This is a genomic window from Sphingomonas alpina, assembly GCF_014490665.1.
Lineage (GTDB): Bacteria > Pseudomonadota > Alphaproteobacteria > Sphingomonadales > Sphingomonadaceae > Sphingomonas > Sphingomonas alpina.
The window spans coordinates 5,116,251-5,141,038 of record NZ_CP061038.1 but is presented as its reverse complement, the minus strand read 5'-3'; the positions used below and the strand labels follow the sequence as shown (position 1 = coordinate 5,141,038).

Annotated in this window: 19 protein-coding genes, 1 tRNA gene and 1 pseudogene; 10 read left to right on the top strand and 11 right to left on the bottom strand. The window is 62.9% G+C overall.

The features are described from left to right. Positions 1–1,002: 1,002 nt before the first annotated feature. The 8 genes from H3Z74_RS24035 to H3Z74_RS24000 all read right to left on the bottom strand — a co-directional run bounded on the left by H3Z74_RS24035 (position 1,003) and on the right by H3Z74_RS24000 (position 12,284). Positions 1,003–1,884 (bottom strand): nucleotidyl transferase AbiEii/AbiGii toxin family protein, encoded by an 882-nt coding sequence (locus tag H3Z74_RS24035; protein WP_187761964.1) that lies wholly within the window; start codon positions 1,882–1,884, stop codon positions 1,003–1,005. Continuing rightward, positions 1,877–2,497, bottom strand: coding sequence for a type IV toxin-antitoxin system AbiEi family antitoxin domain-containing protein (locus H3Z74_RS24030; protein ID WP_187761963.1), 621 nt, complete (start codon positions 2,495–2,497; stop codon positions 1,877–1,879). The genes H3Z74_RS24035 and H3Z74_RS24030 overlap by 8 nt, the downstream gene beginning before the upstream one ends. Before the next feature lie 229 nt (positions 2,498–2,726). Further along, a complete protein-coding gene (locus H3Z74_RS24025) occupies positions 2,727–3,236 on the bottom strand; it encodes a hypothetical protein (RefSeq protein ID WP_187761962.1) in 510 nt (169 codons plus the stop codon). A 123-nt stretch (positions 3,237–3,359) separates the two neighbouring features. After that, positions 3,360–5,402, bottom strand: a complete 2,043-nt coding sequence (locus H3Z74_RS24020) for an AIPR family protein (RefSeq protein ID WP_187761961.1) — start codon at positions 5,400–5,402, stop codon at positions 3,360–3,362. Beyond that, positions 5,395–6,408 (bottom strand): PD-(D/E)XK motif protein, encoded by a 1,014-nt coding sequence (locus H3Z74_RS24015; RefSeq protein ID WP_187761960.1) that lies wholly within the window; start codon positions 6,406–6,408, stop codon positions 5,395–5,397. Before H3Z74_RS24015 ends, H3Z74_RS24020 begins: the two co-directional genes overlap by 8 nt. Further along, positions 6,405–9,143: a Z1 domain-containing protein gene (locus H3Z74_RS24010; RefSeq protein ID WP_187761959.1), complete on the bottom strand. Its 2,739-nt coding sequence runs from the start codon at positions 9,141–9,143 to the stop codon at positions 6,405–6,407. The genes H3Z74_RS24015 and H3Z74_RS24010 overlap by 4 nt, the downstream gene beginning before the upstream one ends. A gap of 11 nt (positions 9,144–9,154) precedes the next feature. Further along, on the bottom strand, positions 9,155–10,666 hold the full coding sequence (locus H3Z74_RS24005) for an ATP-binding protein (RefSeq protein ID WP_187761958.1): 1,512 nt from the start codon (positions 10,664–10,666) through the stop codon (positions 9,155–9,157). Continuing rightward, a complete protein-coding gene (locus H3Z74_RS24000; protein WP_187761957.1) occupies positions 10,656–12,284 on the bottom strand; it encodes a DNA cytosine methyltransferase in 1,629 nt (542 codons plus the stop codon). Before H3Z74_RS24000 ends, H3Z74_RS24005 begins: the two co-directional genes overlap by 11 nt. 100 nt (positions 12,285–12,384) lie before the next feature. On the opposite strand from H3Z74_RS24000, the gene H3Z74_RS23995 reads away from it, so the two are divergent. From H3Z74_RS23995 to H3Z74_RS23955, 9 genes and pseudogenes are all read left to right on the top strand, one after another. Beyond that, positions 12,385–12,861, top strand: a complete 477-nt coding sequence (locus H3Z74_RS23995; RefSeq protein WP_187761956.1) for a very short patch repair endonuclease — start codon at positions 12,385–12,387, stop codon at positions 12,859–12,861. Positions 12,862–12,945: 84 nt separating this feature from the next. Beyond that, entirely contained in the window at positions 12,946–15,111 is a 2,166-nt protein-coding gene (locus tag H3Z74_RS23990; RefSeq protein WP_187761955.1) for an ATP-binding protein, read from the top strand. Beyond that, on the top strand, positions 15,068–16,417 hold the full coding sequence (locus tag H3Z74_RS23985; RefSeq protein ID WP_187761954.1) for a hypothetical protein: 1,350 nt from the start codon (positions 15,068–15,070) through the stop codon (positions 16,415–16,417). Before H3Z74_RS23990 ends, H3Z74_RS23985 begins: the two co-directional genes overlap by 44 nt. Before the next feature lie 109 nt (positions 16,418–16,526). Continuing rightward, positions 16,527–16,928 (top strand): annotated as a pseudogene (locus H3Z74_RS23980) (TrbG/VirB9 family P-type conjugative transfer protein); the annotation flags it as partial. Continuing rightward, entirely contained in the window at positions 16,925–18,124 is a 1,200-nt protein-coding gene (locus H3Z74_RS23975) for a TraB/TrbI/VirB10 family type IV secretion system protein (protein WP_187761952.1), read from the top strand. The pseudogene H3Z74_RS23980 and the gene H3Z74_RS23975, both read left to right, overlap by 4 nt. Positions 18,125–18,133: 9 nt before the next feature. Further along, positions 18,134–18,355: a DUF2274 domain-containing protein gene (locus tag H3Z74_RS23970; protein WP_187761951.1), complete on the top strand. Its 222-nt coding sequence runs from the start codon at positions 18,134–18,136 to the stop codon at positions 18,353–18,355. Between the two features lie 16 nt (positions 18,356–18,371). Next, the gene (locus tag H3Z74_RS23965) at positions 18,372–19,013 is read left to right on the top strand and encodes a hypothetical protein (RefSeq protein ID WP_187761950.1); all 642 of its coding nucleotides are present in this window, start codon (positions 18,372–18,374) and stop codon (positions 19,011–19,013) included. After that, the gene (locus H3Z74_RS23960; protein WP_187761949.1) at positions 19,013–19,246 is read left to right on the top strand and encodes a helix-turn-helix domain-containing protein; all 234 of its coding nucleotides are present in this window, start codon (positions 19,013–19,015) and stop codon (positions 19,244–19,246) included. Before H3Z74_RS23965 ends, H3Z74_RS23960 begins: the two co-directional genes overlap by 1 nt. Before the next feature lie 140 nt (positions 19,247–19,386). Further along, positions 19,387–20,556, top strand: a complete 1,170-nt coding sequence (locus H3Z74_RS23955) for a hypothetical protein (protein WP_187761948.1) — start codon at positions 19,387–19,389, stop codon at positions 20,554–20,556. Here H3Z74_RS23955 and H3Z74_RS23950 read toward each other — a convergent pair. The 3 genes from H3Z74_RS23950 to H3Z74_RS23940 form a co-directional block, all read right to left on the bottom strand. Further along, the gene (locus tag H3Z74_RS23950) at positions 20,553–22,151 is read right to left on the bottom strand and encodes a hypothetical protein (RefSeq protein WP_187761947.1); all 1,599 of its coding nucleotides are present in this window, start codon (positions 22,149–22,151) and stop codon (positions 20,553–20,555) included. The genes H3Z74_RS23955 and H3Z74_RS23950 overlap by 4 nt on opposite strands. A 102-nt stretch (positions 22,152–22,253) precedes the next feature. Then, on the bottom strand, positions 22,254–23,486 hold the full coding sequence (locus H3Z74_RS23945) for a tyrosine-type recombinase/integrase (protein WP_187761946.1): 1,233 nt from the start codon (positions 23,484–23,486) through the stop codon (positions 22,254–22,256). 152 nt (positions 23,487–23,638) lie between these two features. Continuing rightward, positions 23,639–23,725, bottom strand: a tRNA-Leu gene (locus tag H3Z74_RS23940). Between the two features lie 112 nt (positions 23,726–23,837). Between H3Z74_RS23940 and H3Z74_RS23935 the strand changes: the two genes are divergently transcribed. Next, the gene (locus H3Z74_RS23935) at positions 23,838–24,773 is read left to right on the top strand and encodes a complex I NDUFA9 subunit family protein (protein WP_187764517.1); all 936 of its coding nucleotides are present in this window, start codon (positions 23,838–23,840) and stop codon (positions 24,771–24,773) included. Positions 24,774–24,788 lie beyond the last annotated feature (15 nt).

Here is a 24,788-nt window from a genome sequence, read left to right as displayed (position 1 = left end):
CCTTCTGGTAGGACGAGGTTGCGACAAGATTGGCCTGGCTCAGCGCCGCGATCGCATCGAGTGCATCCAGGCGTTCGCCGCTCGCGACATAGTGCATTGCCGCGCGGCCAAGGCCCGGGCGGTAATGTTCGAGCCGCTGCAGTTCAGCCGCCATTGCCGGGTGCAATTGCGCGCCGCCGTTTGACGCCCGGGGTGTTTCCGCACCTGCTCCCTTGCGGCCGAATACCCTGCCAAACACGCTTTCCATATTCATGACCAAGCCCCAACCAGGTTCTGGAGTGAACTAGCTCGTAAATGTGAAAGAAGTTGAAAGCGGTTGTTCTTGCCGAGTTCGGATCGGCGATGTTTCGCCGCTGGGAAAAGTTTGTCAGGGATCAGTCCGATTCTGTGCAAGAGCTAGGTGCGAGCAGGAACGCGAATCCTCTCCTCTTCTTGGGATTGGCCAATCGGGAAAGCGAGCACGGCACCTCTTACGCCTATTGCAACAGGCAAAATCCGTTCGGCGCGACACCCCTGGAAGAGAGCACGGCCGGCCCAGGATACTCGTCTTTCAGCGCAGCGCGGAACCATTTGTATCCGCGATGGGGGCCAAGGGCACAAGGTGTTGATAGCGCCTCTACGGCTTGGCGGAGGTGATGTGGAGTTGTGTCAGCATCATCGTGATCCCGGTTTCTCCGGATCCGCCCAGCAGACACAAAATGAGACTCTATTTTGTGTCTTTTGCCGGAATCAATTGGATCAACCGGGCGGTTGCCAGCGATCGTTGATGAAATTATGCTGCGAAACCAGCCGCTTGCTTGGCGCCTCTGGACGAATCCAGAGGCAGCAAATGGTGCCAGAAGAGGACTCGAAACAGCAATATAACATGCTGAAAACAATCGAATAATCCCGGAGCCTCATTGTCGATACCATCGTTGATACCATGAAGCTTCTTTCGCGGGGCGGTTCGAGTCCCTTTGCCCTTTCCTGCTACGCACGTCCGGCCCGGCGACTATCCGACAATCATGATTCGGGCGAGCTGTTTCCCCGTGCTCCAATGCGCGCGCATGAGGGGCCGACCAGCGCCCATGCTGCTTCGACGACCTCCTCGAGAGTCAGGCTCTCCAGGTCGATCGACTGCGCATACGCTCGCCACTGGCGCTGCTTGGTTTCGTCGCCTGTCAGGGCCGGCGAAAGTCCGGGCGGCCGTCCCACCGGAATGTCGGTCTGACGTCGTTCGAATGTCGCCTGGATGGCTGCATCAAGAGCCGTTTCATCAAGCTCCACCGCTCTCGGAATCGCCCAGAGATCGAAATAGTCCTTCATGCGACCGTTCGCGACCCCGAGGGCGACCATGGCCTGGAATTTCTCCGCAATCACTGCTGTCGGTGGATAGGTTCTTATCTGCGGAGCTTCCATTCCAAGCAGCGAGGGGTAGGCGAGAGAAGGGGCGGATGCCGCCAGTGCGTCGCCGAACCCTATATCGATAGTGACCGGAATCCGGGACCGCTCGAGATAAGCCGTCGTGCGCAGCCGCACGCCGCCATATTCCATCTCTTCGCGGATGGCCGTGGCTCGCAGCCCCTCGATATCGAACACAAGCCCATCGTCGACATCGATGGCCATGATTTCGGCGAACGCATCGCGAAGCTTTCTCTCGTCGGAATCACCGTATCCGAGGAAGTCGACGTCGCGCGTTTCCCGATTTCCACCTTCGATCCACAGGGTGACCAGCATGCCGCCCTTCAGGATGAATCGGTCCCGCATTTCCGAGATCGAGATTCGATAGAGCAGCCGTTCGAGCGCGTACCGAACCAGTACGACGTCATATACCCTGCCTTCCGCGCGGGCGAGGTTCAGGAGCTGCTGCTTGATCGAGGCTGCGCGATTTGTGCCCTTAGCCATTCGAGGTCAGTGCCTCGAGATAGGGTCGCATGATCCTCCACGAGTCGGCCGCCATTGCGGCATCGGCGATTTCACCCGGTGTAGCCTTCCGCTGATCGAGTGCGGCCCGCAGCCCCTCGACCGCGACGGAGCGATCGACCAGCTTGCTGTTGCGGAAGACGTCGGCAAGCGTCTTCGACACCGAGAAGATCGGAACATCCACGCCCGAAATCGGATGATGCTCGATCCCGTGCTGCATGTACTTGTCGCGAAGCTCGACGATGCGAATTGGCGGGTATGAAGGAACCGGCGCCCAGTCCCTTGCGCTGATCGCGACCCATATCCTGCGCGGCATCTGATCGGTCAGCCCATGAAAGGCGAGCGCCGAAATCATGGCGATGACGCCCTTTGGAACCCGCTTCGCAGCTTCGGCCAGCGCCTGCTCGGTTTCGACCTCACTGTCGGCGCGCTGATAGAGGCCGCGTGCTATGCGAACAAGTTCACCACTCTGGACAGCACGCCTGATTGTCTCTCCGGCGATCCCGGCATTTCGGAGTTCGTAGGCGCGAACGATCGGACTGGTGTCCAGGAAGGCGCTGAGCTGCTCGCGCTGGGTTTGTTCAAGCCGGTCCATGGCGTGACATATCCTGGGTCTCGTTTCGATCATACCCAGGTTTTGTAACGCTGGGTGGCGTGACATAACCTGGGTCTCGTTTCCTTCATACCCAGGTTTTGTAACATGACGGAGCGTGACATAACCTGGGTCTCGTTTCATGCACACCCAGGTTTTGTAACGGGTTCTCGTCTAGCCGGGGGCGCTCCCAATCAGCGAACCACCGAAAACCCGCTTCAGTGGAGCCCGGTCAGCGCTCCAGCTCGGCGAGAAGCTGGCCGGCAAATGCATGCAGCTTGGGAAGCCAGTCGGCAAACAGCTCCACGTTGCCATCGTTATTGATCAGCCCGGCATCGGCCGCGGCCGCCGCTCGAAGGATCGGCGGCAAAATCTCCGGTGTCGCAGAGAACAGGATGGTGGGGACATCGCTCGCGTGCCTTTCGCCATCGATCACACCGCCGTTGCAGCTGGTAATCGGCACGGCCCCCGCTGCGGAGAGAGCGAAGATCGCGCCGGCCGTGCCGACATCGAAGCCGAACAGAAACTCCGATTCATAGGCATCGTCCATCAGCTGGTCCGCCACGCCTCCATCCCAGCCGGACGCTTCCAGCTCCTCCAGAAACTCCGCCTCCTCCGTCAGGGCCTGGCGCGCGTCCTCGATCGAGCAGCCGCGAACATCGACATACTGATGATTGACCTCCATGCCGGATTCACCGGCGGCCTGCCTCTCCGTCAACGGAGCGAAACAGGCCGGGTCCACATCCCGCCTGATCTCGACATCAGCATGATGAAGCACGAATCTCTCCCTTCGCCGCTAGCTCTCGATGCCGCCTTCCGCCAGCCAGGGATTTCGCCTCGGCGATCAGCATCGGGACAACCTGCCTTACCCCCGGAATCCGAGTGACCGGGCCTGCGCGATGATCTTCTCGCCGTGCGCCGCCTGCTTGCGGGTCGGCTTCTTGCCGGACCCTGCCACCCGGCCCAGACTGAACGACAGGGATCGCTCCCAGGGTTGCAATGTCTGGGTATCCTTGGCCCAGGCTGCCAGATCGAACCAGGTCTGTGCGGGCACCGCTGCCACGCGGTCCACCTGTTCGCTCTCGGCGGCGCTGGTCTGCTCTTCCAGAACGCTGCTCGACCCTGCAACGTGCGCACGGTCGCGCGATACCAGACCCGCTTCGACCTCCTCCGGAATCGGGATGGCCCTTTCCCGGAATGCTTCCCAGCACGCCTCCTTCTTGCACCACTCGGTGACGTTCTGGCCGCCGGGTGGCGTGGTCACATGGGCATGGGCGTGCACGCTCAGTACCTCGAGGAATGCCGCCAGCGCGGGCGGCAGCTCCTGCGAGGACCAGATCGCCTCGAGATCGATCCGCTTGGCCGTGTGATGGGAAAGCCAGGCGAGAGAATAGGTTACAATGTTGGCACGATAACCGCCGAACTTCTGCCGCGAGACGATCTTCTCTGTCTGCCGAAAGAGAATGGCGCGCGCGATGGCGCGCTCGAAATAGGGTTCGTCCGGTTCGTATGCGCCGCGCTGATCGAGCGCATCCATGAAATCGAGATAGCACTTCTGGCCGCCACGGCTGACGATATGGGGGAGCTGCGACCAGCTGTGCTCGTATTTTGCGAGATCGGTCTTCGTGACGAGCTGATTGCGGGGATGAATCAGTTCCCACTTCCGCCGCTCGGCCTCGGTCGTGTTTTCGGCAAGCGCATCATGATACTGCCCACGCGCACGTTCGTAGAACCACCGGGACTGCCGCTGCATTCCCCTGATGGGTGGAGCCCAGATGGATCGTGAAAGCTCCTGCATCTTCCTGTGAAACGGATGGTTCGACGAGAAGTCAGCCATGTTGACCTTGTTCTGGTTGTTCGCCGACTGGGAAATGCGGGGCGCGATATCCTCGATATCGCCGTCGCTCAGTATCTCCGTGATCTTGACCGGAACCTGGAGCAGGCTGGCATCCGCCTTGTCCTTTCTCCACGCACGGAAGATCGACCCCGTCGTCTGACCGCCGTTCACGATCTGGAAGTCGTCCGCGGCGATCAGGTCGGCCGTACCATCGCCATGGTCCTCGATCCTGAGCCCGCTCGCCGTGACGGAAAGCCCGTTGTTGAAGGCAAGGAACATCTGCGGCTCGTCGATGATCGTCTTGCGGATTCCCTGATTCACCTTTCCCTTGAGCTGCAGAAAGCTGCGAACGTTGCGCTCGAGCAGGCGCGGGCCATGCTGCCGGTACATTTCGACGAGCAGATTGCCGGGCAGCATCGTCATGAGACAGCGATAGCCGCCGCCCGGCGGGGTCGCGACGATGCAGCGAACGGCGCCGCCGAGCTTCGGGAAATCGACATGAATCGGCTCCCGGTTCGAACCGGAGGACACGGCGCGATGCAGTCGCCGGAGATCCCAGAGATGGCTGGAAACCTCGATCGAGCCCACCATCCGGCTCTCGATCTGATCGATGCCGGCAAGGCCATCGGTAATGACGAACAGGCGGACGTGACTGAGGTCGTCGCGAGCCTCCCAGATCGCTCGCGTCATGTCGTAGCCCGTCAGCGCTTCCTCGCGTTCCTTGTGCAGGCCGGTCAGCGCCTTCTCCAGATATGTCCCGATGCGTCGAAAGGCAGCATCGATATCCGCCTTGAGGACGGTCGAGGCGGTCCCGTCGAGCTGCGGAATCGCGAGAAACAGATCAAGCCGGTCGTTGTCTTCCGAGAGGAAGTAACCGGAGCAGCGTATTCCGCGCCCCTCGACAGCGCATGGAATGCCGTCATCGATCTCGCCGGCATCGACGAGGTGCTCGAACATCAGTTCGGCAAAGGCTTCCGCTCGCAGTGCCCCGTCCTCTGCGGCATCGGCCCGCGCGATGACGTCCTGCAGGATGTTGACGGCATAGACACGCAGGTCGTCGATTTCAGCCATTCTCGGCCTCCAGAAGCACGGCGGTTTCCTCCTGCGAAATCTCGAAGGCCCCAAGATCGTCCGCGATGATGGAATACTGGATGTCGCCGACGCCGGGCGGCAGGTTGTTCTCGGTCAGCCGCGGAAAGTCTCCGTGCACGCGGTAGAATCGGACGGAGGATACGCGCCAGCGATTGGGAAGATACAGCGGGACGTGCACATCGAGATAGCCTCCGAGCATCAGGCGGTCATCGAACATCCGCGACGCGACGGGGTCCCCGGCAAGCGCGTGGCGAAGGCGATCGACAACCGTCGGGAGGGCTTCGCCGAGGCTCGCGCTTTCGTCGAGCCGCAGGTGTGCCAGCACCAGTGTCCGGTGCGGCCGTTCGTCGAGCTGCTTCTCGTTGGCGATGACGATGCGCGCATGCCGTTTGGCAAGACTGGTCTTCACCTCGATCGCCGTGCCACCGTGGATGAAGTCCTGATGTGCGGGGTCCGGCCCGACCCAGGAGGTCACGGCTACGATCGGATCCAAGTGCTCGAGAAACAGCGTTTCGAGGATCAGAAGCTCGCCGAGCATGCCGCGCTGTCTTTCCTCCGACATTCCCTCGGCAGGTACACGTTCGAAGAGCCCCTGCCACATGCACAAGCGATCGATGCAGCGACGCAACGCCGCGGCCACCGTGCCGGGCGCAATGGCAGCCTCTACCAGATCGGCAGACAGCACCGCGAAGATGTCGAGAAGCCGGTCGTCCTCGAGCATGACGCGCAGGACGGTCCGTTCGCGCGGAGCCGCGACGATCTCGTGAACCGTTCTGACCCCTCGGCATGTCGGGATCCGATCATCCGCCGGGCGATGCGCACCGTCACCCTCGATCAGCAGTCCGGGACGGCCACCCGGCCAGAAGACGCAGGCGAAGATGTCGGCGGCCGCCTCGGTATCCACGCGGACACGCTGAATCCCCGCCGCCTGGGCCGGCTCTTCGCCAAGGCTTCGCCAGGCGTCCAGCAGTCGCTCGGGCGTCACTCGAAGATGCTCTCGAGCTGTTTCACGCTGTTCTCCGCATAGTCGATCAGCGGCGCTTCCGAGTCGAAGGGGAAGCTGATGGCGAAGCCCATCAGGGGAAGGTTGTCTGGCAGCCCTGCGTCGATCGGATAGATGATCAGCAGGCCACGATCAGGGCTTCGCTGTCGGCGAATGAACGGGCCGCTCGCCGTCTGCGGCCGATCCTTCTTCGGGTCCGGCTTCCTTTCCCATGCCTCGAGCGTTTCCTCCATCGCCCGCTTCTGGGCGGCACGGTCGAGATCGACAGTCTCGTCCGCGGGACTGACGAGCCGTCCGATGGTGATCTTCCCGTCATCACCCTGCATGTGCGTCTGGCGGTCGGTCAGCGTGACTTCATAGGGGCCGACCTTGCGAGCAACCTTCGACCGGCCCTGGCCGGCCAGCACGACCGTCCACTTGCGAAGCCTCCCGGCCGAGACCCGGTTGGCGACATACTCGGCGAGAGCTCGGGCATTGGCCTTCCAGGAGTCGCGGGACGTCTCGAGCTGACGGAGCAGGGCAACGATATCGCCTCCATCGACATCATCCCATTCTTGCCGCCCGGTGCCCGCGCGCGGCGGCAGGCTGCCAAGAAATGCGGCAAAGGCGTTGTAGTTTGTCTGCGCCTGCATTTCCTCGAAGGAGACCGTCTCCGAGATCGTTCCGGAGAACCCGGCCCGAACGCGCGTGCCGGCGCGCATCTTGTTAGCAGCCGTGATGAGCAGGCCATCGGGATGCGTGCGAACGCGGTGGCCGAACTGGAGGGGCGTCTGACCGGTATTGAAGGCCAGATCGAACTCCTCGCGGAGTTCGGCAGTCGCCGTGGCGATATGGCGATACCAGCGCACCAGAACGGGCGAGGTATAGAGGCGGCACAGGTCGGCGTAGCGTGGCCGATACCCGAACCAGCGGCCCATCTGCATGAGGGTGTCGTACATCTTGGTAGTACGGATGAAGTAGCTGACCGACAGGCCTTCAAGGGTAAGTCCGCGCGAAAGCTTGTCGCCACCTACCGCGATCACCGACAGCCCTCCCGGGTGATCGGCATAGTCGAGCGCGTCCTTTGCAGATCCGTTCACGCGACGAACGCGGATGCGATTGGCGGCGTCGAAGAGCTGATCCCTGACATCCTTCCATTTGACCGGTGGCAGATCGTGGTCGGACAGCTGCTCCCGCAGCTGAGCAGACTTTGCAGCAAACTCGGTTTTCCAGAGCTTCTCGAGCTCCACCAGGGCATTCCCGCCCGTGCCCGGAAACTCCAGCTGCCGGACAATATCGACCAGATGTTCATCGATCCGCGTTGCGACCCTGTCCTGCACCGCTACCAGTCGCGTGACGTGCACGAGCATCGAATTGTCGACATCGACATCACCGCGAACGCGGCGCGCTGCGCAGACCAGCAGGAAGGCCAGTATCGCTTCCTTCAGGGATGCGGGCAGGTCCGGGACCTGCAGGTCCATCTTGTGTCCGGGTGGAAAGACCGCCTCGGCATCCTTGATGCGTCGGATGATGGGCAACCCCGCGGCCTCGCCATTGATGCCGGGGCGACTGATGCCGAATACCTTCTCGGGCCCGATATAGCTCGATGGCGACGGAAGGTTGATGATGAAGCTGCGCGGAAACAGATCGGGCCCACCGGTCCTGTGCGTTGCCTCGTGGTGCATGAACACATTGGCGAACGGTGTTGCCGTATAGCCGACATAGGCACTCTTCTCGAACGAGACGAGAAGGCGCCGAATGAGCAGGTTCGTCTTAGTCGGATCGGCATCCTCGTCGATCGTGCCGTCATCGTTGCGATATTCGTTCGTGTTGGCCGAGGCATTGTCCGCCTCGTCGTCGATGACGAGCATGGGGACGTCGCGTACGATCTTGCCGCCGGGGGTTCCCGGATCATCCACCGCCCGTACCGACTGGACCCAGGCCAGCAGATTCTCGAGGATGCCGACCCGTTTCTTCACGACAAGTATGATCGGGTCGCGACCGCCGGGGATCAGACGCGTGCCGTTTGCAGTTGCGGCCTTAAAGTCTCCGCCATCCGCGCTGCTCGTAAGAGAATGCGCAACCAGGAACGGTGCGCTTGGCATCTTGCCCGCGCCGACGCGCTGATTTTCCTGATCGTCGGCGAGCAGGCTGAGCCGTGTGTCAAAGCCGAGAAACCCCTCGTCGAGACGAAGCTGCGTCTGACTTCTCAGGCTGTTGTGAACCCCGGCGAGCACGATCACGAGAGGGAAGCCGGCATCGACCGCCTTGCAGATCAGCGCCGTGTAGTTCGAGGTCTTGCCGGACTGGACATCGCCCACCACGAGGCCGCGACGATCCCAGCTGCCGGGCGTCTCCGGATTCCGGAGGCGATCCAGAATGTCGTCGGTCATGCGGTCCATCTGAACCAGCGGACCGGTCGCCCAGCGCTTGCCGCGGTCCATCCAGTGGCGATACCGCTCCCAGAACGCGAATGGCCGACTTTCCCGCGCGTTCTTTACCCAGGCGACGAATTCCTTGTCGTCGATGATCGAGTAGCCGCCGACGAGCGTGTTGTTCTTCGCCTCGAGTTCGCGCAGCAGTCGTGTCCGATCGACGTTGCTGTAGGGCGGCATCGCGACTATCGTGTCGACGGTGCGTTCGAGGGCTTCCTGGGTTATTCTCGTTTCGAGTTCGAGCAGCGCATTCGCCGCGCCATAGGCGCTGCGCAGCAGCTGTTCCGTCGATCCCCCGGTCATTTCTCTTCCTCTCATTTCGCCTTTGGCGATGCTTTCCTGGCAACTTCTTCCAGAAACGCCGTGACAACGTCAGGATGATTGTTGAACGGCTCCATCAGGAGCAGCGCCCTCGCGGCCTCGACCCGGTCACGTCCTGCGTCGACCATCGCGTCGAAGACCGCTTCCATGGCCTTGCGGAGTTCGGCCTCCGCCCCCTCGAAGGGCTGACCGAAGGCATCCGGCGTCTCGGCATTGTTGATCACGATCAGCGGCGCAGGAATGGTCTGCTCGATCAGGCTGAACAGCGCGCGCAGTGGCGCCCGGTCGTCGGCTGCCTCGAGCACCTTCCGGACGAGAGGGTGATCCCGATTGATCTTGTAAAACGACTTCCCGTGTTTCGTCAGATGCGTCCAGAGAAATGCCTCCTTGTCCCCCAGCTGGCGCTGAATGACCTTGCCGCGATGACGGTAGATGCTCGACGCCCGATTGCGCGCGGCTCTGGCGATCCGCAGCAGATCCTGCCGCAGGGCTGCCGGAGGACGAGCGCGCGACTTCTTCACGTCGATCTGCCACAGCAGGTCAGCCGAATTCGGAAGGTCGATGCGAATGCGCGCGAGCTTGAAATGCTCCTCCTTCTGCATTCCCAGGCCGAGCCAGTCGCCTGCGACCAGAAGCCGCCGGTTGCGGTAGATGTAGAAGCCTTGATGCGCGTTCCAGCCCTTCGGCCCTGCGGCGGTCTGATGCTGTTCGGGGCTGATCCGGCTGTGATGGGGCAGAATGAACGGCTTGATCTCCGCGCGTTGCCCGTCGGCGATCAGGGTCTCGCCGGAAAGCGGCTCCGTGAACTGCACATCCTCGAGAAACGGATCCCACGGTTCGAGCGCGCGGCCGTTCATATGAAGGGTGATCGCGCCGCGTCCCTTCAGAAAGCGGTGGAACACCATCGCAAGATGCCGCTTCGCTGCCTCTGCACGTTCTCTGAAGTGCTTCTGGGCCACCTCGTCATCGACATCCGCGCCGCCCACCAGCACGTCCAGGCGATCCCAGAAGAGGATGGTTCCGCTTTTCTGCGCAGCGAGCAGTGCGCGATCGGCGGACGACAGCAGGTCCATGCTTCTGAGCAGGCGCCACTCACCTGTTCCGGTGCCGGCGATATAGTCCAGGTCCCAGCGCCGAAGCGCCGGCTCCGACTTCGCGGTCTTGGACAGAACGGTGAGGCATCGGCACTGCGAGATGGACGCGGTCTTCATGCCCAGCCCGAAGCGGCCGAGATCGTTCGCTGCCCGGTCCGCCAGCGGACTCAGGCTACCGGGCTTCATCGCCTGCCGAAGCGCATCTTCGGTCATGCCCTTGCCATCGTCCCGGATCAGAATCCGGGAAGCCCGCCCGTCCCACTGCATGTCGATCCAGATGTTCTTGGCTTCGGCAGTGATGCTGTTGTCGATGATGTCGGCCAGCGCCGTCGGCAGATCGTATCCGAATGCGCGAAGCGACTCGAACAATTCGGCCGCGCCCGGGTTCGCGATGTCATAGTCAGTCGACATGGACTGCCTCGGCGTCGGCGGGCTCTGCTTCCCCGACGATCCGCTCGGCCGTCAGGATCGTGAACAGTGCCTCTCCGATCCAGCGGGCCAGCAGCGGAGGTACGGCATTCCCCACCTGAACGTACTGCTCGGTCCGGTTGCCCTTGAAGAGATAGTTGTCGGGGAAGGTCTGAAGGCGCGCGGCCTCGCGAACCGACAGGCTGCGGCACTGCATCGGATCCGGGTGGATGAAATAGTGCCCGTCCTTCGAGATGTGGCTCGTGACGGTCGTGGATGGTCCCCCGGACAGCTGCACCCGGAATCGGTCGGCGAACTTGCCCGTATCCCAGTTCTCATGCTGGGGTGCGAGTTCCTCCGGAAAGTCGGAGGCCTTCGGCGAACGCTCGACGATCTCGGCGAACACGGCCGCAAAGAAGTAGCGCGCCAGATCGCTCGCCATATGGCCCCGGGAGGCGTGATTGGGCAGCGTCTCCAGCTCCGGATCCGTCAGCCAGTCGCGAAGATCCGCCGGACAATCCTCCGAGATGCCGATGCCGTGCGCTTCCCGGTCGGGCAGATCGTTCAGTCTTCGAAACTGCACGAGACATTCCTTCGCTCTCTTCGCGAAGGCCTTGTGCAGTTTATCGGGGAGCCCTGTTTCCATGCCGGCGACGAAGACCATCGCGTTCGTTACGGTCCGCTTCCACTCCTCGGGGCTGTCGAGGCCACGGCTGAGGCCGCTGCGCAGCTTCGGCATTCCCTCCAGCACATTGCCAACCGTCGCGGTCAGATTGTGCCGGACCATCAGATCGGCAAGCACGGTGTCGGGCAGATCAGCTGCAATATCCGCTCTGAGACCGACCACGATCACGCGGTGTCGGGCCTGGGGCACGCCGAAATCCTCCGTTCGGACAACGAAGTCGTGAGCGCGAGGCTCGAACCGCGTGAAGTCGAACTGACGGCGCGATCGGGGATCGAGCGCGATCAGGCGATAGGGCGTCGCTGCGGGCCGCTCGCCCAGCGGATCTTCACCTCGGAGATCCCGCAGCACCTGATCGAAGATACGGTTCTTGCCGCCGTCGATGGAGGACGACAGCATGCCCTTGACGTTCTCCATGACAAACGCCGCGGGCTGGAGGCGATCAAGGATCCGGATGTATTCCTTGTAGAGGAAGTGTTTCTGGTCCTCCTCCGCCTTGTAGTCCTTGATACCCTGGTTACGGGCACGACCGACCAGCGAATAGGCCTGACAGGGCGGTCCACCGATGAGAATCACGTTGCCGTTTGCTGCTTCGCGAATAGCATCGAGCCGGGGATTCAGCTTGTCCTCAGGGTCTTCCTTGCCGAGCTCGAGCTTCCATGCCTCTTCCTCCGCGGCTTTCCACTCGTCGGGATACAGCACTGCCCAGTCGGGTTCCGCCCCGCCCTGGTTGATCAGCTTGTAGTAGCTCGCAGGGAGGGTTTCGCCGAACTGACGCGCGAAGCTGCGCAGTCGCAGTGTCGAGTGGGCGGCGGGCTCCTTCTCGATCGAGAGCGCGATCTTGAAGGCAGGCGTGCCGCCGACCCCCGGGACGCTGGAAAATCCTTCGGCGAGTCCGCCAGGGCCTGCAAAAATATCGACGACCGAATATGTTGGCAAGAATCACACGCTTTCGAAGTGTCGGGCAAAAGATCGATGATTACCACCTCCACGGCGAAATGACAGGCTGACTGCGCAGCGAAATGACTGGAAAAGGTCGATGGTGGATATAGTCGATCCTGCAACACGCTCGCGCATGATGGCCGGGATCCGCGGGCGGAACACGCGCCCGGAGCTGACGCTTCGCAGCGCGCTTCATCGAAGTGGGCGTCGCTTTCGCCTGCACGACGGGCGACTGCCGGGCAGGCCGGACATCGTCCTGCCGGCGCGCCGGGCAGTCGTGCTCGTGCATGGCTGCTTCTGGCATCGCCATGACGGATGCCACTGGTGCTCGACCCCGGGTTCGAATGCCGAATTCTGGCAGAAGAAGTTCGACGCGAATGTCGCTCGGGATGCCGCCCAGAAGCTTGCGCTTCGCGATCTCGACTGGCGCGTGGCGGTAATGTGGGAATGTTCGCTGCGGCGTCCATGGCAGGCCGACAGTATCGGCAGGCTGATCGACTGGCTGGATGCAGGTGAGCCCGAATTCGAGAGCCCTCTCGTCCGCCCGGCCGATAACCTGGATCCGAAGAACTGAAACGCCGAAGTCTTCGACGTCTGGCCACGGCCGGAGCGTAGCTGTAGGCTCGTCAAAAGCTCCGGTCGGGAGCGCGGGAGGACAATGGCAAAGGAACCGATCAGGAAGGCGTTCCGCCCGCGGGCACGACTGCTCTCCCTTCTGGGAGAACAGTTGATAGACAATGCCCGACTTGCCGTATTCGAGCTCGTCAAGAATTCGTACGACGCGGATGCGAATTCGGTCACGGTTCGATTGAAGCATCCGGACGATACGACCGGCAGCATCACGGTCATCGACGACGGCTCCGGCATGACTCCCGAGATTCTGACGGGGGTCTGGCTCGAACCCGGCGCCGACTTTCGCAGCCAGCAGCGGGAGGCGCGCGTCCGCAGTCCGCGGTTCGGGCGTCTTCCGCTCGGAGAGAAGGGTGTCGGTCGCTTCGCTTCCCACAAGCTGGGCGAGCATATCGCCCTGTGGACAAGGGCGGCAGGCGAATCCGAGCTGCACGTACGGATAAACTGGTCCGAGCAGATCGAACGACGCTACATGGACGAGACCGAGATCGCGATCTTCGAAACCGAGAGCGAGCATTTCAAGGCCGGCGAGACCGGAACGCGCATCGAGATCACCGACCTCAAGACCTCCTGGACCCGAGGCGAGGTTCGCAGGCTGTGGCGCAACGTCACCTCGATTTCCTCGCCGTTCGCCACCGCCGACGATTTCGACGTCAGTCTGAAGGCGCCTGACCGCAAGCCGTGGCTGGCAGGTCTGCTCGATGTCGGAGACATTCTCGAAAGCGCAATCTGGCGTTTCGAATTCACCTTCAACGAAGATGGATTCGAATGGGACTATTCATTCCGGCCTCCGCCAGGGATGCGGGTGAAGGGTGCTTCGGCCAGCGCGAAGGGAGAATCGCTCGCACTGCCCCGGCGCCTCGCGGAGGAATTCTTCTACGGTCAGAAACCGTTGCCGCGTACCGTGCCAGTGGAGTTCACGCAGGGGATCGGCCCGGTCAGCGGTACGTTCTACGTCTTCGATCAGGACAAGATCGTCGCCCCCTTCATTCGAGAGTCGAAGCAGGTCAACGACTTCCTCGAGGAGAATGGTGGCATCAGGGTCTACCGCGACGACATCAGGGTCTACAGCTACGGCGAGCCCGGCGACGACTGGCTCGGACTGGATCTGCGCCGGGTGAACGAGCCGACAAAGGCAATCAGCAACAACAATATCGTCGGCCTAGTCAGCCTCGACATGGAGTCGAGCAGCGACCTTCACGAGAAGACAAGCCGCGACGGGTTCGACCGGAATGACGCCTTCCATCGTCTCCGGGCGATCGTGCTTGCCGCGCTGGGCCAGCTCGAGGCGCGGCGGACCGTGGACAAGGCGCGCATGCGCCGCGTCGTCGGCGGGGTGGCGCGGGAATCCCGCATCAGTCCCGACCACGCGCTTGCCGAACTCCGCCAGGAAGTCGAGCGGCGCAGGCTCGGCCCTGACATGCTGAAGCTCGTCGACAAGGTCGGGAGCCGGGTGAAGGAAATGCAGGAGACCTTCCTGCGGCCGGGCGCCAGCCAGATGCATGTGGCCACGCTCTTCCACGAAGTCGATCACGGGGTGCGCGCGCTCTACTCGGCCATCAGGAAGGGCGAGCCCATCGATCGGCTCGAGCAGCGCTCACACGCGCTGATCGAACTGCTGGACAGCTTCAGCACCTTCTTCCGCAAGTCTCCCGAGGCTCTTCTGAAGATGTCCGACATCGTGCGGATGGTCTGTCAGCTGAATGCGGATCGCTTCGATCGTCATCGGATAATTCTCTCCACGCCCATTCTGACCGGAGAGGCGCCCGATTTCACGATCCGCGCTCCGCGGAATATCGTGATGGGAGCCATCACGAACATGATCGACAACTCGATCTACTGGCTTGACCAGAAGTGGCCGCGCGAGTCCCCGAGGAAACAGCGTGCGATCATCATCACGACGTCGAAAGACTTCGACGAGGGTCCGGCGCTTCTGGTCGCCGACAATGGCCCCGGCTACCAGCTCGCTCCGGAAGATGTCATGCAGCCCTTCATCACCCTGAAGGTCGATGGCATGGGAATAGGCATGTATTATACGCGCCTCGTCATGGAAGCATGCGGGGGACACATAGCATTTCCGTCGCGCGAGGACGTGGATTTGCCCCGAGTGTACGATGGTGCCAGAACCGCCCTGGTATTTGGTCGGGGGAATGGGCCTGATGATCGTCGGTCCGAAGGTTGTAGCAGTCGATGACAATGTCGAACACCTGACCATACTTGAGCAGGGGTTCGAGAAGCTCGGCGGTTTCTGCGTCGGCTTCGAATACACGCTGGCGCTTTCGAGAGCGGGTCCGCTTCCGACCGGTGTGCGTATCCTTTTCATGGACATCAATCTGATGCCCGGCGGAGCGGCGAACGAAGGGGCCAGAACCTTCCAGCCGATCGTTGCGATCATCCGGAAGCTCATCAAGCCCGAGAATGGTCCGTATGCTCTGGTGACATGGACCGACAGTCCGCAGAGCCACGGCAATCTCATCGAGTTTCTCGAAAACAACCTTGATGCGGCGCTGCTGCCCTGTGCGGATTTCAGCCTCTCCAAGGCCGAGTATCTGGAAGACGCACCTGCCCTGGCCGAAAGACTGCGGAATCTCGGAAACGAGCTTCCCGGACTGGCCATGCTTCTCGATTGGGAAAGTGCTGTCTTCAAGGCAGCTGATCGGACGGTCTTCGAAATGATCGCGCTCTCCGGCGAGAACGGAAAGGCGGCGGGGGCCTCCGTCGTCCAGACCGTCAATGCGGTGGCAAAGGCCGCACATGGCGTCAGTTCCGCCAGGGCCGCACCGTTTCGGGCATTCACGGCAGGAATGAGCGGCGTGCTCTCCGACCGCATCGACAATGCTGCCCCGGACGCAGACACCGAGAAGACCTGGTCGGCGCTGATCGCCGCGGCGCATCCGGCCGAGCTCGATGCACAGCAGCAGGCCAAGCTGAACAGCTATTTTCACCTGGCGTCGGTCGAGGGCGGCGTCCCGGCATCACCCGGCGTCGTCTACTCGTTTCCGCTGACCGAACTGCGGCGTTTCGTGATCCCACAGCTGGGCGAGTCGATCGAGGATGTGCTCGCCTCGGGCGAGTTCGCGCCACTGAGGGGCAACGCATTCGAAGGCGCAATCTCGAAGGAGGCTTTTGCTGCGGCCTGCCGCTGGCGGCTCGTTCGGCTGGGTGCCGACTGTGACTATGCCAACCTCAAGCTGAGGGTCTTCGAAGGCCATGTCGCGCTCGAGGTGCCGGAATCGATGCTGGGGCTCACGAAGCTGGGAGAGGGCAACAAGTTTCGCGACACGCCAGCCAAGAGCGAGTGGCTGTTCCAGACACCGCCCCTGTGGCGGAACGGGGAGCGCGTCGCGCTGGTCATCAACCTCCGGATGCCGTTCAGTGCCCCGCTGGCAAGCGTGAGCCGGCGGACGCCCCTCTATCGACTGAGAGAGACACTCGCCGCCGAGGTCGCCGCTCACTCCAAGGCATTTGCGACCAGGCCCGGGCTTGTGGAATTTCGGTGAGGACGGGGGCGTCGCGATCGATATTCGGAAACTCGACGCCGATCATTCCATCCTCTTGCTGGCACAGAACCGCGCGGCCCGGTGTCGGCGACCGGCAGCTTCTGTTCCGCTGTCCTGGACCTATCCACAGGACGCGCTCCTGGCGTTGAAGCGCGTCGTCGAGGAACGGCAAGCGGCGACTCCGGTCGCGACCGGAGTCGCGCCAGAGCAGCTGCATTTCAATTATGCGATCTCGGGCGACCGTCCCGCTTGGCGTCCGCTACGCGCGTTCGACGACGGGCGGCAGACCTATGTCGAGTTTCCGGCGAGCTTGGCCGTCGGAGAGGCGCCGCCTTTGTTCCTGGTCGACCGTAAGGGCGAGGCGCAGTTGGTCAACTATCGGCTGCAAGGGCGCTTCTATGTCGTCGACCGAATCTTCGATGTCGCCGAGCTGCGGCTCGGGCTCAAGCATCAGGACGTGGTGCGGATCACGCGCGTCGATGGAGCTCAGGCCAAGCGGAGGAAGTCGTGACTGACGCTACTCCCTCCGTCCCGCCCAAGGTCAATCCGGAGACGCTGGCGATCCGCGCGCGGCCGCGACGCGCGATCCGGTTCCGGCGCGGGGTGATCGTCGCGATCTCGGCGGTCGGCTCGGTCAGCTTGATCGCGGTCACCTGGATGGCGCTGAAGCCCGCCGTGTTCCGGCAGGTCGCGCAGGAGGAGGCGCTGTCGCAGCCCGCCAAGCCCGCGACCGATGCGCTGAACGGGCTACCCGTAGGTTATGGCGATGTGCCCAAACTCGGCCCGCCGCTGCCGGGCGATCTCGGGCGGCCGATCCTTGAGCGGCAGCGCCAGCTCGCGATGGAAACCCAGGCGCCAACGCCGGGCACCGATCCGGCAGCGCAGGCCGCCGCCGCCGAGCGTGAACGCGTGCTCAGTGAGCGCAAGGCCGCGCGGGAATCGGGGCTGCTGGTTTCGCGGGCGCAGGGCGGCGCAGCGGTCACGGAGCAGACGATCCCAGCGATCGCGACGGCGACGCCGGCGAGCCCGGCCAAGATTACGCTCGATCAGTCCAACGATCCGAATGCCCAGGGACGCAAGGCGGAATTTGTCGCGGCACTCGATCCGAAGGGCGACACCAATCCGCATGCGCTGACCGCTGCGCCGTCGCCTTATGTGCTGACGGCCGGCAGCGTCATCTCTGCGAGCTTGATCACCGGATTGCGCTCGGATCTTCCCGGACTCGTGACTGCGCAGATCTCGGAGCGGGTCTATGATAGCCCGACTGGTCGCATCATCCTGATCCCGCAGAGCGCGCGGCTGATTGGCAGCTATGACAGCGTGGTGGCGTTCGGCCAGAAGCGGGCGTTGATCGTCTGGCAGCGGATCATCATGCCTGACGGCAGTTCGCTGAGGATCGACAATGTACCGGCGACAGACCCTTCCGGCTATGCGGGCCTTGAAGACAAGGTCGACATGCACACCTGGCAGCTGGTCAGGGGCGTGGCGCTCTCGACCCTGCTGGGCATGGGATCCGAGCTGGCCTTCACCGGCGACACCGATCTGATCGAGGCAATGCGCCGCTCGACGCAGGACAATGTGTCGCGTGCCGGCGACCAGATTACGATGCGCAACCTGAACATCCAGCCGACGATCACGATCCGGCCGGGCGCTCCGGTCCGGCTGGTTGTTCACAAGGATCTGATCCTCGCGCCCTGGCGCGAATAGGAGTCGATGATGGTCGACCTGAAGCTCGCCAGGCTGCCGGACCGCAATCCGGTCAAGCTCACGATCCTCGTAACGCCTGACCTGCACCAGGCGCTCGCGGACTATGCCGCGCTCTATGCCGAGACCTATGCTCGGGAGGAGCCGGTGACGGAACTCATCCCGACGATGCTCGCGAGCTTCCTTGAAAGCGATCGGGCATTCACGCGAGCGCGGCGGGGACAGGCGGAATGATCGATCTCCGCCGATGATGATCGCCTACGCCTCGCGAACGGGCACCCGCCGTAACCTCGACGCACTTCGCAGTGCCGGATGGCGGCTCATGCTGTCCGCGCGCGGGGTGCTCCGTACCGAAGGATTCCGCTACGCGCTCGACAATGGCGCATGGACCTCGTTCCAGCGCGGCGAGCGGTTTCATGAGGCGGCGTTCGAGAAGGCTGTTGCGCTGGTAGGACAGGATGCCGACTGGATCGTCGTGCCGGACATTGTCATGGGCGGTATCGCCTCGCTGAGGTTCTCGCGGGCTTGGCTTGAAAGACTCCGGCGTCGCCAGACCCTGTCCGGCAAGACCCTCCTGATCCCGGTTCAGAACGGCATGAATCCCGGGCACATTCGCGACCTGATTGGTCCGCGGACGGGAATCTTCGTTGGCGGGGACACGGTCTGGAAGCTGGCGACAATGGCGCGATGGGCGCGCCTCGCCCATCATCGCGGCGCGATCTGCCATGTCGGACGTGTCAACAGCGCGCGACGCATTCGCCTTTGCGCCGCGGCCGGGATCGACAGCTTCGACGGCTCCGGCGTTTCGCGGTTTGCGTCTGCGCTGCCACCGCTCGACCTTGCTCGGCGGCAGGGCGATATCGAAGGCTGGCTGGCCGAAAGGACGGTGTGATGCGAGGATCAGGCATCGAAGAGCGGAAGCACCTCGCCGAGGAAGCGCTCGCTTCGCAGCAGGAGTTGCCGGCAGAGCCGATCAGCGTGCGCGTCGCGACTGCGGTGAAACTCACCGGTATCGGCCGGTCGACGCTCTACGAGTTGATCAAGTCCGGTCAGGTAGAAACGGTCAAGATCGGCCGATCCACCTTCATTCCCTATCGCAGCCTGAAGAAGCTGATCGGCGCATAGGCCTGCCGTGGACGAATTTGTCATTACCGATTTCGCTCCCAGGATTGTCACTCAGGCGGGCGATTGTGCCGCTCGCAATCGATACCTAGGGAGATTCTCGCCTTGATCTTGGACCTGATCGTCTCGGCAGGAGGGAAGCCTTGAGCGGGAATCCGGGGGCGCACGCCACAATCACGATCTCCCGCGAGGAACTGTATGCGCTCATCTGGGCGGCACCCCTGAAGAAGGTCGCCGAACAGCTGGGTACGACCGGGACCGAGCTCAGCAGGCTCTGGGGCCAACACAATATCGCGCGGCCCGACAATGGCCATTGGACGCGGGTGGAGCTCGGCATGCCGGTGAAGGTCCATGCGCTGGAACCGGCGCGAAGCGGGATTCCCGACTGCATCGAGATCGTCCGGAAGCCGCCACGGCCTCCGAAGGCCCTTGCGTCAGAAACGGACGCGCAGGTCAAACCCGAGAAAGCTCCGGGGATTGGCGAACGCGTGACCCGTCCCCATCCGCTTGTCGCGGAATGGATCGCAATACGCGAGAAGGAGGTCAGGGCAAGGGATACCGTCTATGATCACCGGCTGAAGCGCCTCGTCACGCCCGTGCCGTTGACGCCGGCTGACCGCAGGCGACTGCTCGTGGCGGACGCGATCTTCAAGGCCGTCGAAGCTCGTGGCGTTACCGTCAGGAAGGGCGAGCGGTTTGCCCTGCTCATGTTGCAGGGCGCGGAGCAGATCGAGTTCCAGCTCCGATATCGCATGAAGCGGGGAAAGCGCCCGCTGGATGCCCGGGAGCTTCGCTGGCGCGAACCCGGTGCGCAGGACTGGAGGTACGAACTCTATGAAACGGACAGCCTGGTGTTCGAAATCAAGACCTGGATGCCGGGTGGGCGTCCTGAATGGGAGGATTCCAGGCAGGGTAGAATAGAGGAGCGGCTCGGCGAAGTCGTGGACGGCATCCTGGCCGCCTTTCCGGCGCTTGAGGCCGTGCGCCGGCAGCGCGAGGACGACAAGCGCCGGCACCAGGAGGCCGAGCGAGAACGGTACCGACGCGAGGAAGAGCGCAGGCTCGACAAGGCGCGGTTTCGCAAGCTGCTGGAGCTTGCCGGCAACTGGCGGGAAGCAGAGGCTGCCAGAGCCTTCCTCGCAGTGCTTCGCGACGCCCTTCCCATCGATGGTGAAGCGGTCGGCGGCGTCGAAACGGTGGAATGGCTTGCATGGGCTGAACGCAGGATCGAAGCACATGATCGGCTGGCCGGCGATCCACGCTCCGTTCTGGAGGAAATCGCAAGCGTCACCGGCGGGACGTATCGCGACTAGGAACTGGCTCCAGCCGTCGGATCGACCCCGTCCGCGCCGAAGTACCGATCTTTCAGGACCGGATTTCTGGCGAGCGCTCGCTCGAGCTCAAGCACCGAGAACGTCAGCTTTTCAACCCCGCGCCTGTCGCATACCGAATCAAGCTTGTCATAGAGCGTCGCGTCGATCGGTGCAGAAGTCATGACCCCAAAGCCGCCTACGCCATAGTGGTCGAGCATATCGCCAATATCGAGCACCTTCGTTGCGGACAGCGACCCTCCGCCACGCACCAGCTTGCACTGGAAAATCCACTTTCGCCGGATGCCGCCCGTGTGGCGGGGCATGTCGAATACCTCGATGTCTCGCCCGCCGTCCCGGGACCGGGACTTGCCGTGCTTCCTGATCGTATCCGGGTCGAACCGCGGGTGAGCCAGAATGACGTCGTAGCACAGCTGCTCGAACAGTTCGTCGGTCAGCGTGGCCCAGTCACAGGTGACAGCAGGCGAACCACCCATGCCTGTCGCGATGAGTTCGGATGTGTCCATCAGCGTGGAGTGGAGGCTCGCCACGTCACCCGGGGGAAGAAGCTTCGTGTCATAAAGAATATGGCGGAACTTCCCATCGTTGATGATGACAAGCGAACCGTTTGAATCGACGAGACAGGCTGCGTCGCGCGGATCGGGCGCCCGCATGATCTCCGGCAGGCCGGAACGCCTCATGTGCCAGTAAGGTGAATGCGTGAAGGAGGCGTCCGACCAGTCAAACGACTCGGATGGCCAGCTTTCGCCGTGCTCCAGCACGGCGAAGCTCGCGCAAACCCGCGACTTGAAATACAGGCTCATCGGGAAGTGCATCATCACCCCGTCGGCAACCGCGTACGAGGCGTTCGCGATCGTCAGGATCTGCCCTTCTAGAAATTCCTCGGTTCGGTATTTCTGGTGCGTCGCCTCGAAAAGGGTATCGGGCTCGATGTCCGCCGGGATGAGCCAGCTGTCGCAGGAGGTATAGCAGGCCGTACCCAACCGCCCGCTGAAAGCGCTCTTCCAGAACTCGACCCGGCGCTCGGGATGCCTGGCCAGGTCGTCGGCGTAACGCTCGGGCGCCTCGGATCGAAACTCGCTATAGGCGCCACCAACAAGATTCGCGTAGTAGGATTCGAGAATTTCAGGGACCCGGCATGTTCGTCGGTGAAGTTCATCCTCGTAGTCCAGTACCTCGCCGCGAACGGCATCGTAGCGATAGATACCCCCCTCTCCGAATTCCTCGTCCTCCCGGGCAAAGAGGGTCGCGCATTTCCGAATGACAAGCCCGAACCCCGGCCGAGGCTCCTTCACCGAGAGCAGGTAGCGGGTACGATATGCCGTTCGATCATAGTCCTCCCGCGCGGTCACCGACGCGGCTACGGTGGCGATGCACTCGGCCACCCAGGATGCCTCGATCAGGTCATCACAGATGTCGATGTGCGAGTTGCTGGACCCGATGCTTGGCACGGGCACGATCAAAACAACTGAACCGCCGATGGTCTTGGCAAGCTGGTCAAGCTCCGCAGGCTCGAGATCGCTCAGATCGAAAGTCGGGCAGCCGGCCGGGTCGGGATCAATGTCGGTCACGAGCAATGAATAACATCGTCCTATCCGCCGGTCGCCCGCGAATGGATCCCGCCCCGTCAGGGCAAATGCGTCCCGACCGATGAGCCGACATCGCGGCCTCTATCGAAGTCAGATGCCATTACGCCCGCCGAAGTTCGGCTTCAGGATCCTGGCGCCGTCGCGCAGATGATCGAGGTGGTCCGACCAGTGCTGCATCATGCGGACACGCTCTTCCCAGTATTCGCCGCGCGTGTAGGCACGACGCACGCCGTTGTTCTCCATGTGTGCAAGCTGGCGCTCGATCGCATCGGGATTGAACAGCCCCGACTCGTTGAGCAGCGTCGCGGCCATTGCCCGGAAGCCGTGCGCGGTCATCTCACCCTGCTTGAATCCGAGCACGCGCAGCGCTGCGTTGACGGTGTTCTCCGACATCGGCCGTCGCGGCGTACGGAAGGACGCGAAGCAATAGCGCCAGTTGCCGGTGAGTTCGTGCAGTTCCTCGAAGAGCGCGACGGCCTGGGTCGAGAGCGGCACGCGATGCGGCCGACGCATCTTCATCTTCTCGGCCGGGATTGACCAGACCGAACGGTCGAAGTCGAACTCGCTCCATTCGGCCTGCCGCAGCTCGCCGGGGCGGACGAACAGATGCGCCGAAAGCCGCAGCGCATGGAGCGTGATCGCATGGCCTGTGTAGCCTTCGATCGCCCGCATCAGTTCGCCGGCACCCTTCTCGGTAGTGATTGCGGCAAGGTGTTTTACCTTCGGTACCGTGAGTGCGCCGCGTAGATCCCGCGCCGGATCGGTCTCCGCGCGGGTGGTGGCGATCGCGTAGCGGAACACGCGGCTCAGCACGCTGCGCATCCGGCGCGCACTCTCGTAGCGCCCCGTTGCCTCGACGGCACGGAGCACCGCCAGCACTTCCTGCGCGGTGATCTTGGCGATCGGACGGTTGCCGAGCTTGGGATAGGCCTTGTCGAGCAGCCAGCGGATTTTGGCGAGCGTGACGTCGGCCATGTCCTCGCGCTCGTTCTTCGCGAGCCATTCCTCCGCGACGATCTTGAAGCTGTTTTCCTCGGAAATCATTTCACGCGCGGTCGCCAGCTTCTTCTCGTGCGAAGGATCTAGGCCTGCAGCGATCATCCGCCGCGCGTCGTCGCGCTGGGCGCGGGCGTCGGCGAGCCCGACATCCGGCCATGCGCCGAACGACAGCGTGCGCTGCTTGCCGAGGTGGCTGTAGTTGAGCCGCCAGAGCTTCCGGCCATTCGGCTTGACGAGAAGATAAAGGCCTGAGCCGTCGGTAAGCTTGTAGTCCCGGTCGGCCGGCTTGGCGTTGGCGATAGTCGTAGCGAACAGTTTTCCCATGGTATCGGCCCGTCCATTGAGGGCCGCCGATACCATGCAGGATACCATGTTTGTTCCCGATTGGTGCTGGATCAGCCCGGATTTGACCGGACGGGCATAGCACAAAAAACGGCAGAAATCTGCCGTTTTTCGGACGTTCTCGGAAGAACAAATGGTGCCCAGAAGAGGACTCGAACCTCCACGACCTTGCGATCGCCAGCACCTGAAGCTGGTGCGTCTACCAATTCCGCCATCTGGGCACGGGGTAGGCGGGGGGCTCTAGGGGAGCGGTGGCGGCCTTGTCAACATGCCTCCTGATGCGGCAAGGGGATCGGCGTACGCCAAGGCATATATGGGCAGAATTTTATGAGCATGAACGGCAAACTGGTGACGCTGATCGGCGGCGGCGGGTTCCTGGGGCGCTATGTCGCACAGGAATTGCTTGCGGCCGGCGCGCGGGTGCGAATCGCACAGCGCGAACCGCGCCAGGCGTTGTTCCTCAAACCGCTGGGTGGATTAGGCCAGACACAGTTCGCCGCAATCGACGTGACCCGGCCGGAAAGCGTAGCCCGCGCGGTCCAGGGATCGGACGCCGTGGTCAACCTGGTCGGTATCCTGTCGGGCGATTTCGACGCAGTGCAGGTCCGCGGCGCGCGCCACGTCGCCGAAGCGGCAGCGGCCGCAGGTGTCGGCGCGCTGGTGCATGTCTCGGCACTGGGCGCGGATACCGATTCGCCGTCGGCCTATGGCCGCACCAAAGCCGAAGGCGAAGCCGCGGTACGCACTGCCTTTCCGGGCGCGACGATCCTGCGTCCCTCGCTGTTGTTCGGACGCGAGGATCAGTTCGTCAATCGCTTCGCGGGCATGATCGCGAGCGCCCCGGTGGTGCCGGTGATGCGCTCCGGCGTGAAGTTTCAGCCGCTCTATGTCGTAGATGCGGCTCAGGCAGTGGTACGTGCGCTGGCCAAACCGGCAGGCTTTGCGGGCAAGACTTTCGAACTGGGTGGGCCCGATATGATCACCATGGGTGGCCTGATCCACTGGATCGCAGACGCGATCGGCCGTGAGCCGATGATCGTCGAACTGCCCGACTTTGCCGGCGCGGCAATCGCCACCTTGGGATTTCTGCCGCTCGCGCCGATCACGCGCGACCAATGGCGCATGCTGCTGCGTGACAATGTCGTCACCACGGGCAGCGGCCTGGCCGCTTTCGGCATCGAGCCGACCCCATTGACCGCTGTCGCGCCGGGCTGGCTGGTGCGCTATCGTCGACAGGGGCGCTTCGGCGTCCGGGCCGAGGCCGCCTGAAGCCCTGATATCTTT

Excerpts from the sequence above, each read along its gene's own strand:
- H3Z74_RS24005 (WP_187761958.1), bottom strand. The coding sequence starts at position 10,666 with ATGTCGACTGACTATGACATCGCGAACCCGGGCGCGGCCGAATTGTTC.
- H3Z74_RS24030 (WP_187761963.1), bottom strand. The coding sequence starts at position 2,497 with ATGGACCGGCTTGAACAAACCCAGCGCGAGCAGCTCAGCGCCTTCCTG.
- H3Z74_RS24010 (WP_187761959.1), bottom strand. The coding sequence starts at position 9,143 with ATGACCGGGGGATCGACGGAACAGCTGCTGCGCAGCGCCTATGGCGCG.
- H3Z74_RS24020 (WP_187761961.1), bottom strand. The coding sequence starts at position 5,402 with ATGGCTGAAATCGACGACCTGCGTGTCTATGCCGTCAACATCCTGCAG.
- H3Z74_RS23995 (WP_187761956.1), top strand. The coding sequence starts at position 12,385 with ATGGTGGATATAGTCGATCCTGCAACACGCTCGCGCATGATGGCCGGG.
- H3Z74_RS24035 (WP_187761964.1), bottom strand. The coding sequence starts at position 1,884 with ATGGCTAAGGGCACAAATCGCGCAGCCTCGATCAAGCAGCAGCTCCTG.
- H3Z74_RS23990 (WP_187761955.1), top strand. The coding sequence starts at position 12,946 with ATGGCAAAGGAACCGATCAGGAAGGCGTTCCGCCCGCGGGCACGACTG.
- H3Z74_RS23945 (WP_187761946.1), bottom strand. The coding sequence starts at position 23,486 with ATGGGAAAACTGTTCGCTACGACTATCGCCAACGCCAAGCCGGCCGAC.
- H3Z74_RS23965 (WP_187761950.1), top strand. The coding sequence starts at position 18,372 with ATGATCGCCTACGCCTCGCGAACGGGCACCCGCCGTAACCTCGACGCA.
- H3Z74_RS23970 (WP_187761951.1), top strand. The coding sequence starts at position 18,134 with ATGGTCGACCTGAAGCTCGCCAGGCTGCCGGACCGCAATCCGGTCAAG.
- H3Z74_RS23960 (WP_187761949.1), top strand. The coding sequence starts at position 19,013 with ATGCGAGGATCAGGCATCGAAGAGCGGAAGCACCTCGCCGAGGAAGCG.
- H3Z74_RS23935 (WP_187764517.1), top strand. The coding sequence starts at position 23,838 with ATGAACGGCAAACTGGTGACGCTGATCGGCGGCGGCGGGTTCCTGGGG.
- H3Z74_RS23985 (WP_187761954.1), top strand. The coding sequence starts at position 15,068 with ATGGGCCTGATGATCGTCGGTCCGAAGGTTGTAGCAGTCGATGACAAT.